Raw genomic sequence first — 12,575 nt, 5'->3', positions numbered from 1 at the left:
TTAGTCTTAATTACACACTGTAAAAACAAGCGCTTATAAAATATAAAAAGTAATTTTAACTTAAAGTTTAGCAAACGAGCGTTCTGCTGCCGCTATTGTTTCTTTTACTTCTTGCTCAGTATGCGCAGCACATACAAAACCAGCTTCAAATGCTGATGGAGCAAGGTACACACCTTCTTCAAGCATAAGGTGGAAAAAACGTTTGAAGCGCTCTAGGTCGCATTCAGTAGCTTGTTTGTATGTCGTTACTTTTTCAGCATCAGTAAAAAAGAATCCATACATGCCGCCAGCATAATTAGTTGTTAATGCAATGCCTGCTTTTTTAGCGCCAGCTTCAAAGCCTTCACAAATTGCTTTAGACGTTGCTTCTAACTTATCGTGTAGACCTGGCTCACATAATAGCTCAAGTGATTTTAAACCTGCAGCCATCGCAATAGGGTTACCAGAAAGAGTACCCGCTTGGTAAACAGGGCCCACAGGCGCAATGTAATCCATTATTTCGGTTTTACCACCAAACGCGCCAACGGGCATGCCGCCGCCAATGACTTTACCTAAACACGTAAGGTCTGGTTTAATGTTGTAATAAGCTTGAGCGCCGCCAAGTGCAACACGAAAACCCGTCATTACTTCATCAAAAATAAGTACTGATTTATATTCGTCACACACATCACGCAAACCTTCTAAAAAGCCTGGCACTGGTGGAATGCAGTTCATGTTACCGGCTACTGGCTCTACAATAATACAGGCAATTTCGTCAGCGTATTTTGCAAAAATAGCTTTTACTTCATCTAGGTTATTAAACGATACAGTAAGTGTATGCTTAGCAAAGTCCTCAGGAATACCAGGAGAATTAGGTACGCCCATTGTTAGTGCACCAGAGCCTGCCTTAACTAATAACGAGTCAGCATGGCCGTGGTAACAACCTTCAAATTTTAATATTTTATCGCGGCCGGTAAAGCCACGTGCTAAACGAATTGCACTCATCGTTGCTTCAGTGCCTGAGCTAACCATGCGTACTTTTTCGATTGATGGTACCAGCTCTTTTACTTTTTCAGCCATTAATATTTCGGCTTCAGTTGGCGCGCCATAGCTAAGGCCATTTTCTACGGCTTCGTGCACGGCTTGTTTAATTGCAGGGTGGTTATGGCCCATGATCATAGGCCCCCAAGAGCCAACATAATCAATATAACGGTTACCGTCGGCATCAAATGTAAACGCGCCTTCTGCTTTTGTAATAAATAGCGGCGTACCGCCTACACCATTAAAAGCACGAACAGGCGAGTTTACGCCACCTGGAATAGAGGCTTGAGCGCGTTCAAATAAGTCTTGGCTAATTGTCATGAAAAATCCTATAAATTGTCACTTAAAGAGGGTTTAGCTGTCGCGTTTGCGGCTAAACCAAGGTACGTCCACTTCATACTTATCGACTTTATTTTCTACGCCGAGTGTTAAAGCAAACAGTGCCATACGAATTAATACGCCATTTTGTACCTGGCGGAATATTGCTAAATTATCGTTACTGTTTAAGTCGTTATCAAGCTCGTTGGCTTCTAAGCGACTATCACGTGGTAACGGATGCATTAACACAGAGTTAGGTTTGCAATGAGCGCTGTAAATAGATTGGCTAATTCTAAAACCGCCACGGTATTTATTTGCTTCTTCTTGTGAAGGAAAACGCTCTTCTTGAATACGTGTTTGGTAAACAATATCGGCTGCTAAATTACCTTCCATCTTGTTTACTAGCTCAATTTTGTGTCCTGCATTTTCTACGGCATCTAAAATGCTCGTTGGCATTTGTAGGCCATCAGGCGCGACCATCGAAAACTTTACGTTTTTATAATGGCACAATAGCTTTGATAGAGAATGCACTGTGCGACCATATTTTAAATCACCCACAAGCGCTATATGCATGCCATCAATATTTTGATCAAAACGGTGTAATTCACGCTCAATGGTTAATAAGTCAAGTAATGCTTGAGTCGGGTGCTCATTTGGACCGTCGCCGCCATTAATAACCGGCACAGTACAGCCATCAGCAAATTCACTTACTGAGCCTGCGTCAGGGTGGCGCATAGCAACAGCATCGGCGTAAGCTGAAATAACGCGCGCGGTATCGTAAAGTGATTCACCTTTTGCAAGCGCTGAGCTTTGCATACCTGTAGTTTCACGTACACCACCGCCTAGTAAGTTAAAGGCTGTACCAAAGCTAACTCGCGTGCGAGTACTTGGTTCAAAAAACAAATTAGCTAAAATAGCGCCTTTAAGCACCGTTGTTTGCTTTTGTTTTTTAGCATAAGGCTCCATTTTTTTAGCTACTGCAAAAATACGTTCAATGCAGTCTCTGTCTAGCTGATTTACAGACAGTATATGTTCGCCTTGGAAACTTAACATGGGGTAATTCCTAATCAATCAAATGGGCGCGATAATCCATAAATGGAGCACGCAATCGCGCGTGTTATAGCAAGTATTGTAAATTGCAGCGCAGTTTAACATGCGCTACAAAGCTTGTACCAACCGGCATAAATATTTGAGCAATTTAACGCACTAAATTTCACTATAACGTCGTTAAAAATTTTTAATTTAGAACAACTAGATACAAAAGTTTTTGCCTAGTTCTAGCGTAATTTTCTTAGCGTTAAATAGACCCCATATATAAGCCGATTGGTATTATAAATTAGGTTTTATTACCGCAAGTGCCACTATGATGAGCAGCGCAATAACAGGGAGCTCATTAAAAATACGGTAAAAGCGGTCTGTTTTAGTGTTTCGGTCATGTTTAAAGTCACTTAATAACTTAAAACAGTAGCCGTGGTATAGGTATAAAATAATTACCAGTACAAGTTTGTAATGTAGCCACATACTGTATTTAAACCAATCACGACCATATTCAACAATGGTTAACACACCAAATACAGCCGTTAAAACAGCAAATGGGGTTACGAAATAAAGTAGCCTGCGCTCCATAACTTTAAGCATAGAGTTACATGATCTTTCTTCGCTCATTGCGTGATATACAAATAATCGAGGCAAGTAAAAAATACCGGCAAACCACGCAATCATAAAAAATATGTGGAGTGTTTTATAAATCAATAATGCGCTCATAATAGTCCTTATTGCTTAAAGTAAGCTGTTACGAATGGTTAAAATATGATGAATTTGATCCCAGCGTAATAGCCCCATAATTTGTTGATTATCTAAAAGGTTATAAACGTAAAGCGCGCCACTTCTTTTATCTTTTAGTATATCGAATGCATCGGCTAGGGTGGCTTGGCTGCTGATGCCCTGCAAGCTAATGTAATTTATATTTATTGCTTCATCAGACATTAGCGTTAAATCGTATTCAGCGAGGCGATAGCCATTTTCTTCGTCAAAAACAATCAAGGGTGTTTGGCTATCCATGGTATCAAGCGTATTTTTTATTTGCTCTTTATCGTCTGAGTAAAGCAATTTAAAGTCTTCATCCATATCATCCATTATTCCCACTTTTTGTAATGCTTCGGTAGCGGGAGATACATGGTACGGCAATCCCTGAAAATCTAATTGCTGCAAAAATATGGAGCGATTTCCAAAAAATTGTAATGCAGTTACATATGCAGTGGTTATAACTATCATCGCAGGAACGATTATTTCAGGTGATGATGTAAGCTCCATTACTGTTGTTAATGCAGCAAGTGGTGCATGCAGTGTAGCCGCTAATAATCCAGCCATACCTAAAACCCCATACGTACCCGCAATATGAGTACCCGGGCTAATATATTGAGCAAAAAAGGCCATTAATGTACCAATTAATACGCCAAGTCCAATTACCGGACCAATTAAACCGCCCGGAATACCCAAACCAATAGCAAACAATGTGGCAAGTAGTTTAGCTATTAAAATGGTAGTAAGCAGCTTTACGTTATCAGGCGATTCAACCGCGATAGTAATCGCACTCATACCAGAACCCATAGCATGAGGCACCGCGTAAGCTATCAAGCTGGCAATACAGCCTGCGATTAGTAAACGAGGAAACATACTTAAAGGTTTAAATGTTTTAATAATTAGCATTAAGTTTTGATTAAAGCTAAATGCTATAGCGCCCAGCGCCATACCGCATAATATTAAATAAGGGTAATGCCAACCACTTAATGGCGCTATTGTAATGAGTGCAAGTTCAGAGCCTTCACCAAAAACAAACTGCGTAGCGAGTGCACCAGTAACAGCAGCAAGCATGATTGGCACAAATATGTGTACTTTGTATTCTCGAAGTACCACTTCCATTACAAAAATAACGGCTGCAAGTGGGGTATTAAACGAAGCGGCTATACCTGCTGCAACGCCGCAACCACTTAAAGTACGCATGGCGTTATGCGGTAAATGTAGTTTATCCGCTAAAATACTCGCACCTGTTGCGCCCATATGTACGGAAGGCCCTTCTCGGCCAACCGAAAAACCGCTAATGAGTGCAAGTGCGCCACCAACAAATTGATTAACCGTATTGTATAAAGGCATTTGCCCGTAATGGCGTTTAATACGATGAATAACAAAAGGAATGCCTAAACGGTAATGTTTAAAGCCAGTAAATGCAGCAAAGCACGCAATTAAAAATGCGGCTATTAATGGCATTAAAACGCGTTCAAGAGTGGGTAGGGTAGTAAAGTCGTCAGGTGTTTCCAAAAATAAGCTTTGAAAAAACAAAATAGTTAAGCGAAATAAAATAATAAAAAATGCAGCAATTAATCCGGCAACTACGCCTAATAAGCATAATTGTACAGATGTTTTAGGTTTTGCCAGTCGACGCCTGAGTTGCTCAAGCCACATGCATTATTTCCTCGCCGCATTTTTCAGCAGCATTTTAGCAAAAGAGTTTAGTTAAGTCCTTGTGATTTTGAATTTTTCGTAACTTATATTAACAATTTGCAGTAAAGATTAAGACCTATTTTTTATAACTAAAATTTTTAATGAATTTATAGTTTACAAGGGTCGCTTTTAGTTTGCTTAAGTATTATTTTAGTGAGCTAATGTTTAGCCACTTTTTTACTAATTTATAGGTATAACTTAGAGTAAAGAGTTGTTTTACTATACTTGATTAAAACACTCGGGTATTAGATAATCACGCCATTGCGATATTGAGGGTTTTAAAATGTCTGAAGAATTACCAATTAAGTTCAGCGATGCAGCTGCTGTTCGCGTTAAACAGTTAATCGACGAAGAAGAAAATCCAGATTTAAAACTGCGTGTTTATGTAACAGGTGGTGGTTGTTCTGGTTTTCAATATGGTTTTACTTTTGATGAAAAAGCGAATCCTGGCGATTTAGAAATTGTAAAAAATGGTGTAACACTCGTTATCGATCCAATGAGCATTCAATATTTGGTTGACGGTGAAGTTGATTACACTGAGGGATTAGAAGGCGCACGCTTTTTTGTATCTAATCCTAATGCAACAACAACCTGTGGTTGTGGTGCAAGCTTTAGCGTTTAACAGCCAAACGCTAAATAGAATGAAGCCGCTTTTGCGGCTTTTTTAATGCCTACAAATCGGTTGGGGCATATTCGGTTATTTGCATTATCAATACAAAAAAGCCAAGTACAAAAGCAGAAAACGCTAAAATGTATATGAAGCCTTTTTTGCCTTGCTTAATTGGTACGCCGTTGTGGCGCAAAAAAAAGTACCAACCCAAGCACAACACAATCGGTAATAAAAAAAGAAGTCTGAACATTATTCGGCCTTTTTGGTGCTAATTATTGCTTAATCATAAACATGTGACGATAAATTGGAACAAAATTGTTATAAAAATTCATTTAAATATTTTATAACTAGAAATTAATTTATTAATACTTTTTGAGTACTTAGGTCAATATTCAGCGTTTATAAATATTCACTCGTGTTCATATTTGTACCGAGTATGTAATTAGTTATTTAACCAAAGTGTTAATAGTATATAATGTATCCAAGAATGAGACGGGCAAAATTTCATTCTCAATAAAAACAAATCTTTACCACATTATTAGCGTAGTTTTTTAGCTATATTGGTGGAGTGAGTAGCAACACATGCTTTGTTAAGCAATAGCTTGCTATTGAAAATATGGTATGACTGCTTACTTGCCTACAGCTATTGATAGAGACTACTGCTTTAATAGGTACGTCAAATCATCTAGTAGGAGATGTAAAATGATGGGCAAAACAGTTTCTTCTGAAGAAAATGCAAAGCTAACAAAGTGGCTTAAAAGTAAGCGCCACGAAAAGGGTCATACAATGCGAAGCCTAGCACAAGTGCTGGGAACGCCTCATTCGTTTATCGGCAAGATTGAAAATCAAGAACGCCGTTTAGATGTGATTGAGTTTGTTCGTTATTGTACAGCTCTAGAAGTTGATCCACATGAAGCACTTAGCTTGCTAAAAGTAGATTAACTCAAACATTGCTTAGTACACTTTAAGGGGCACTTGATAGTGCTAAGCAATATGTTAATGCAGGGATGCATTAAATATTTTTATGATAATTTTTCTCAAGCTCATATAGTTTATGCCTAATCAGGTATAAAAATATCAGCGAAGGTATAACCATCAAGGCTGTTAAAACAAAGAACAGCGACCAATTTCCCATTAACCAATCATCAATTACTACACCACTGTAGCTCGAAAGTAACGTTCGTCCTAAATTCCCTAATGACGCCAGTAATGCATAGTGTGTTGCACTAAATGCTCTATCGCATAACATCGATATAAAAGCGACCATAGCCACTAACGACCATGCTTGCGTAAACCCATCAATAACAATAGCAAAGGCATATAGCCTTAAATCAGGGCCAACTAAAGCGATCCACGAAAAGGCTAAGTTTGAAGCAGCCATTGCAATGCCACTTATAAATAAACCTCTAACAATGCCATATTTTTGATTAAATAAACTACCAACAAAGGTAAATATGATTGTAAGTACCGCCGTACCTACCTTTGAGAATGTTGCTATGTCGCTATTACTAAAACCAATTTCTTTATAAAACACAATCGACATACGCCCTAAAAACGCTTCGCCTATCTTAAATAAGAAAATAAACGCAAGTAATGCCAATGCTGTTTTAACGCCGTTTTTAGTAAAAAAAGCTCTAAAGGGGTCAATAACGGTTACTGCAAGCCAGGCAACCGTTTTGGTAAGTGGCGTTTGTTTTGCTGATGAGAGCTTTTCAAGGTACACACGTTCAAGTTCGGCATGTACTGCTTCGCGGTTAGATTCAGGCTCTTTTGCAAACAGTGCTCCACTCATTAGCAGCAGCATTACAGCAGCTAAAAAGTAATAAATTTGTGGCCAGTCGAGCGAGGGGATATCAGCCATATAAAATGGAATTGCACCTAAAAGCGCATAACCTGTCCACCAACCAGACGTTGCCATAGCGGCTGCCGCTGTTGCTTTGTGAGATTCGTTTGCTTTAAGTGTGTCTATTCTGAATGCATCAATAGCAATGTCTTGCGTTGCAGAAGCAATGGCAATTAACAAACAAATTGCAGCAACAATTGCTAAATTAGCTTTTAAATCAAGCCCTGCTAATAATAAGGTGCCAATAAAAATAAAGCTTTGGCAAAATAGTATCCAACTGCGGCGTTGGCCTAGCCATTTATATAAAACAGGGAGTTTTGTACGGTCAATGAGTGGCGACCATAAAAAGTTGATACTGTAGGCGCCAAATACAATGCCAAATAGGCCAATCATACTGCGGCTTAGCCCTTCATCCTTTAGCCAAGCCGACATAACAGAGCCAATTAGTACCCACGGAAAACCGCTACTCATACCAAATATAAAAATATGGATTAAGCGTTTGTCTTTAAAGTAAGAAAAATATTCGCTAATAGAGAGTGATTTGCTCATAGGGCCTTCATTGGCTTAGATGCAGAGCAGCTAAGCTGCTCTTAAAAAATTACAGTGGGACTTGCTCAAGCATTTTTATGTTTAAAATAACCACTGGTTTTACAGGTACAAAATCGTAACCAATCTTTTCATTAAAGCCCGTTTCTACAGCCATAATTTTGTCTAGTGTTTCGTAGCCTTCCATCACATTACCAAAAACAGCAAAACCCCAATCTTTACCTGGGTTTAAGTGATCGTTATTATCCATATTAAAAAAGAACTGACGAGTACCAGAGTGAGGCTCACGGTCCTGATACGCCATAGCAATGCTATACATATCGTTTTTCATACCGTTACCGCTTTCATTAAAAATAGGGTCATTTTCGTGTAGGCCGTCGTAATCTTTATCGTAGCCACCACCTTGAATAACAAAGTCGCGGTCGTTTTCTACATCGCGCTCAATACGATGAAAAACACTGCCTTGATAGCTTTTATCTGACACGTAAGTTAAAAAGTTATTGACCGTAATAGGTGCTCTTGAACGGTCCAGTTCAACAACAATACTGCCCATTGTCGTTACGATTTCGACGCGTGGAAAAATATTATCCTTTTGCACAAAGCGGCCTTCTTGGGCTGCTAAGCTACTTACACTAAAGAATAGGCCTAAGCAGATTAAAAAAAGTCGTTTCATAGTTAACCTTCTAAAAATTCTATTAATTCAGGGTCAGATACAATGCGGGTAATAATTTGCTCAGTCAACTTATTGAGCTGACCTTCTATTTTTGCTCGCTCGTGACTAAACGGACCTTCTAAATTAGCACTACCTCTATACACTTTACTAAAGTTACTTGAGGCGCGAATAACTCGCACGCCAAGTTCTATATGGGCTTCACTGGTATGGCTCACTAATTTTTCGGTTACTACCGCTTGTAGTGCATGAATATCTACTTCAAAGCGTACACTTGCCAAGTTAGAAATGCTGGCACCATTGCGGCTAAGGGCGCTGTCTAAAACACTTTTAACTGATTCAGTAAGACCTTGGCTTGCAAAGGTTTTAGTTTTGTCTGATTCAATAAGTTTAAGTGTTGATGAGTCGCCACGTAAATCAATTACACTGGTGCTTAAGCTACTATTTATAGTGCTTATTTGACCACTTTTATAAACAGGATTGAGTATTACTTGGCTAGGCTGATTCGCACAGCCACCAAGTATTAGTAATACACAACACCCAATTATAATGTTTGTTAATTTCATTTATAGCATTCCACTATTTTTAGTTGCACTTAGAACGACAAACTTTTTGTTTGAGCCTAACAACTTACAGTTTCCGAACATACGGTTTAATTTATCGTGATAATCTAAATGACGATTACCAATAATACGCAGCTCGCCGCCTTCTTTTAAAGTATCTTTTGCTTGTTTAAACATTTGCCAAGCAATGTGATCGGTAACAGCTTGAGCTTGGTGAAATGGAGGATTACATAGCACCATATCCACACTGTCTCTTTCAAAGCCTGTTAAACAATCGTTTTCGATGAACTCACAGTTATCAAACTTATCGCCTAGGTTAATTTCTACATTTAACCGGGCTGACTCTACTGCCATGTAAGACTCATCAACAAAGGTAATTGATGCATTAGGGCAACGAGCAAGCGTCATTAATCCAACAACGCCGTTACCACAGCCTAAATCAATAATGCTTTTAGCTTTAGGTGTTTCTGGTAAGTAGTTAAAAAAGAAGCGCGCACCAATATCTAACGAATCACGCGAAAACACATTTGCATGATTTGTTATATTAAACTCAGTACCTTCAAGCTCCCATGTTATAGGGAAGTCTGCTGCTTTATATCCGCCTTTAGCTGTGCTTAATATAAGGCGAGACTTTTTAACTGCTAGGCTTGTTGTTGTTTCACCAATAAATTGCTCAAATGATTTTATTGTTGAATTATGAATTTCTTTTGTTTTACCTGCGGCAATTACTGGTGTACCAGGTGCAAGTACTTCACTAAGTTCACTTAATTGGAACTGTAAAAAACCTACATTACGAGGGATTTTAATAAGTACTAAATCTACATCCTCTGGTAATGCCGACAAACTATCTACTTGCGTAAACTCTGCTGTAGGCAGCTTGTTTTCTTGTAAGTTATAAGCCGCAGCTTGGTGGCTAATATAAGAATCATTAACTGAACAAACCGTTAACTTATTAAAATAACAAGCAAGTGCACCAAAGCTATCGTTTAAAATAAGCAATGATCGACAATCTGGGTGATGTTCGTTAACATAATTGATAAGGTACTCATCTGCCGAATCCCACGCTTGTAAGCTGCGGTTTTTTTGATCCAATGGAAAGCGTTCAAGAGTAAAGGTTTTATCGCCTAGCTGGGCTTGCGTCGTCATAATGGTTCGTTGATCAGTAATCTAATGTAGGTAAATTCTAACATGCAACGGCAAAACGCCAACCCCCAACAGTTACCAAATGGCTTTTCTTATCAAAGTAGGGCACTTAGTGCACAAAAAAGCCTCGATCTATTTTATTATTTGCAAAAAAACCTACGTTGGCAGCAACCCGATGTAACCGTTTATGGCAAAACGGGGCCTATTCCACGACTGCAATGTTTCATGAGTGATTTAAATATTGAATACGGCTATTCAAGTAGTAAGCAAATAGTAGAACCATGGGATGAATTGTTACTTAATATGCGAAAGCGTTTAGAAGCACATTTAAACCAGCCTCTAAACTCATTGCTCGTTAATTATTACCGAGATGGTAATGATACGATGGGATGGCACAGTGATGATGAAATAGAGCTTGGTGATAAACCAACAATTGTGTGTGTCTCTCTAGGAGCTGATCGGGTTTTAAAGTTAAAGCACAAGGCGAGCAATAAAGTAACCGACTTAAAATTACAAAGTGGCAGCTGTTTAATAATGAATGGACATAGCCAACGAGATTATCAACATGCAATACCTAAGCAAACCACGCTTGCGCATCCGCGAATAAGTTTAACTTACCGATTTATAAAGCACATTAAGCAAAAGCAATTTAGTTAGCCAATCGCTGCGTTAAATTGTTATAGTAAGTGTATAAATTAGCTAATTAAAACGGTCTTTTTATGTCAATGCAGCAACAGATCCAAGAAAAAATAAGCAACGCCATTGCGTGTAAACATTTAAACGTGATTAACGAAAGCCATATGCACAGTGCGGGCACTGAATCACACTTTAAAGTAGTAGTGGTTAGCGAAGATTTTGCGGGTAAGCGTTTATTACAACGTCATCGCGAAATTAATGAAATTTTGAAAGATGAGTTAGCAAATCATATTCATGCACTCGCTATTCATACATATACACCCGATGAGTATGCAGAGCAGGGCGGCGAAGCGCCTGATTCACCTAATTGTATGGGTGGCTCTAAAATTAGCTAAGTAATGTTTTAGAGTATTTGATGAGTGTTTAACTGATCAGATCAGTGTTTTTAGTATTAGCCTTTAAACTAGCGCTAATTTTTATTGTAAAAGATATAGGATGATCAATGGTCATTAAGCCTAAAATTCGTGGATTTATCTGCACAAACGCACACCCAGCTGGTTGTGCAGAGCATGTTCAAGAACAAATTAACTATGTAAAACAACAAGGCGCATTAAAAAGTGCACCAAAAAATGTATTAGTTATTGGCGCATCAACAGGCTACGGCTTGGCATCGCGCATTACTGCTGCGTTTGGTGGTGGTGCTAAAACATTAGGTATTTTCTTTGAAAAAGAAGGTACAGATCGTAAAACAGGTTCTGCTGGTTGGTACAATACCGCTGCTTTTCAAGAAGCTGTAGACGAAGCTGGCCTTTGGTCTAAAAATATTAATGGCGATGCGTTTTCTAACGAAATCAAGCAAAAAGCAATCGACACCATTAAAGCAGATTTGGGTAAAGTAGATTGTATTATTTACAGCCTAGCGTCTCCTCGTCGTACTGATCCAAATACAGGCGAAGTGTTCTCATCTACACTTAAGCCAATAGGTCATGCAGTAACCACTAAAAATTTAAATACATCAAAGCGTGAAATTGATGAAATTACTGTTGAAGCTGCAAATCAAGACGATATCGACAACACTATTAAAGTAATGGGTGGTGAAGATTGGGAAATGTGGATTGACGCATTAAAAGAAGCGGATGTATTAGCCGATAACTTTAAAACTACAGCGTATACTTATATTGGTAAAGAGCTAACATGGCCAATATACGGACACGCTACTATTGGTAAAGCTAAAGAAGATTTAGACCGTGCAACGGCTGCTATTAAAGAATCGACAAAAGATTTAAATGGTGAGGCGTATGTTTCATCACTTAATGCAGTAGTGACACAAGCAAGTTCTGCTATTCCTATTATGCCGTTATATATTTCTGCTTTATTTAAAGTTATGAAAGCAGATGGCACGTATGAAGGCACCATTGAGCAAATTCACGCATTATTTAGTGAAAACCTATATGGTGAATCGCCTCGCTTTGACGACGGTGGGCATTTATTCCAAAACTATAAAGAGCTAGAAGATGATGTGCAAGCACGCGTTCAAGCTGTATGGGATAGTGTTGATACAAGCAGCATTGATGAGCTAACAGACTATGTTGGTTACCATAATGAGTTTTTACGCTTATTTGGTTTTGGTATAGACGGTGTTGACTACGATCAAGACATAGATTCAGTTAAGCCAATTGCTAATATGATTGACTAACAGAATTTAGTTATAAAAAGCCGCAATAG

General features: G+C 38.6%; 14 protein-coding genes. 5 read left to right on the top strand and 9 right to left on the bottom strand.

The annotated features are described in order from the left end of the window. Nucleotides 1-60: 60 nt before the first annotated feature. From hemL to L659_RS0101020, 4 genes are all read right to left on the bottom strand, one after another. Entirely contained in the window at nt 61-1,341 is a 1,281-nt protein-coding gene (hemL, locus tag L659_RS0101035) for a glutamate-1-semialdehyde 2,1-aminomutase (RefSeq protein WP_024589288.1), read from the bottom strand. Between the two features lie 33 nt (nt 1,342-1,374). Beyond that, complete coding sequence (locus tag L659_RS0101030) at nt 1,375-2,391, bottom strand: aspartate carbamoyltransferase (protein WP_007584862.1); 1,017 nt, start codon at nt 2,389-2,391, stop codon at nt 1,375-1,377. A gap of 276 nt (nt 2,392-2,667) precedes the next feature. Next, nucleotides 2,668-3,102 carry a CopD family protein gene (locus L659_RS0101025; protein ID WP_007584864.1) on the bottom strand — a complete coding sequence of 145 codons (435 nt, stop codon included), beginning with the start codon at nt 3,100-3,102 and terminating at the stop codon, nt 2,668-2,670. A 15-nt stretch (nt 3,103-3,117) separates the two neighbouring features. Continuing rightward, nucleotides 3,118-4,800 (bottom strand): chloride channel protein, encoded by a 1,683-nt coding sequence (locus L659_RS0101020; protein WP_024589287.1) that lies wholly within the window; start codon nt 4,798-4,800, stop codon nt 3,118-3,120. A 322-nt stretch (nt 4,801-5,122) separates the two neighbouring features. On the opposite strand from L659_RS0101020, the gene erpA reads away from it, so the two are divergent. Beyond that, the gene (gene erpA / locus L659_RS0101015; RefSeq protein WP_002958911.1) at nt 5,123-5,461 is read left to right on the top strand and encodes an iron-sulfur cluster insertion protein ErpA; all 339 of its coding nucleotides are present in this window, start codon (nt 5,123-5,125) and stop codon (nt 5,459-5,461) included. 49 nt (nt 5,462-5,510) lie between these two features. Here the strand turns inward: erpA and L659_RS0101010 are convergent, their stop codons facing one another. After that, entirely contained in the window at nt 5,511-5,699 is a 189-nt protein-coding gene (locus L659_RS0101010) for a hypothetical protein (protein ID WP_010555198.1), read from the bottom strand. A gap of 452 nt (nt 5,700-6,151) precedes the next feature. Between L659_RS0101010 and L659_RS0101005 the strand changes: the two genes are divergently transcribed. Continuing rightward, entirely contained in the window at nt 6,152-6,391 is a 240-nt protein-coding gene (locus L659_RS0101005; RefSeq protein WP_007584874.1) for a helix-turn-helix domain-containing protein, read from the top strand. A 70-nt stretch (nt 6,392-6,461) separates the two neighbouring features. Here L659_RS0101005 and L659_RS0101000 read toward each other — a convergent pair whose 3' ends face one another. From L659_RS0101000 to L659_RS0100985, 4 genes are read right to left on the bottom strand one after another with little or no spacing between them, the layout of a single operon-like run. Continuing rightward, nucleotides 6,462-7,841 (bottom strand): AmpG family muropeptide MFS transporter, encoded by a 1,380-nt coding sequence (locus L659_RS0101000; protein ID WP_024589286.1) that lies wholly within the window; start codon nt 7,839-7,841, stop codon nt 6,462-6,464. 49 nt (nt 7,842-7,890) lie between these two features. Beyond that, nucleotides 7,891-8,511, bottom strand: coding sequence for a peptidylprolyl isomerase (locus L659_RS0100995; RefSeq protein ID WP_024589285.1), 621 nt, complete (start codon nt 8,509-8,511; stop codon nt 7,891-7,893). A gap of 2 nt (nt 8,512-8,513) precedes the next feature. After that, the gene (locus tag L659_RS0100990; protein WP_024589284.1) at nt 8,514-9,074 is read right to left on the bottom strand and encodes a YajG family lipoprotein; all 561 of its coding nucleotides are present in this window, start codon (nt 9,072-9,074) and stop codon (nt 8,514-8,516) included. Beyond that, the gene (locus L659_RS0100985) at nt 9,075-10,217 is read right to left on the bottom strand and encodes a methyltransferase (protein WP_010555194.1); all 1,143 of its coding nucleotides are present in this window, start codon (nt 10,215-10,217) and stop codon (nt 9,075-9,077) included. 42 nt (nt 10,218-10,259) lie between these two features. On the opposite strand from L659_RS0100985, the gene L659_RS0100980 reads away from it, so the two are divergent. The 3 genes from L659_RS0100980 to fabV all read left to right on the top strand — a co-directional run bounded on the left by L659_RS0100980 (nt 10,260) and on the right by fabV (nt 12,546). Continuing rightward, nucleotides 10,260-10,871: an alpha-ketoglutarate-dependent dioxygenase AlkB family protein gene (locus L659_RS0100980; protein ID WP_024589283.1), complete on the top strand. Its 612-nt coding sequence runs from the start codon at nt 10,260-10,262 to the stop codon at nt 10,869-10,871. A gap of 62 nt (nt 10,872-10,933) precedes the next feature. Further along, nucleotides 10,934-11,245, top strand: a complete 312-nt coding sequence (locus L659_RS0100975; protein WP_024589282.1) for a BolA family protein — start codon at nt 10,934-10,936, stop codon at nt 11,243-11,245. 107 nt (nt 11,246-11,352) lie between these two features. Further along, nucleotides 11,353-12,546: an enoyl-ACP reductase FabV gene (gene fabV / locus L659_RS0100970; RefSeq protein WP_024589281.1), complete on the top strand. Its 1,194-nt coding sequence runs from the start codon at nt 11,353-11,355 to the stop codon at nt 12,544-12,546. Nucleotides 12,547-12,575 lie beyond the last annotated feature (29 nt).

The sequence above is a fragment of the Pseudoalteromonas sp. S8-8 genome (assembly GCF_000497875.1).
In the GTDB taxonomy this organism is placed as follows: Bacteria; Pseudomonadota; Gammaproteobacteria; order Enterobacterales; family Alteromonadaceae; genus Pseudoalteromonas; species Pseudoalteromonas arctica.
Note: the sequence above shows the minus strand (reverse complement) of the source record. Positions and strands in the feature narration are given on the sequence as shown.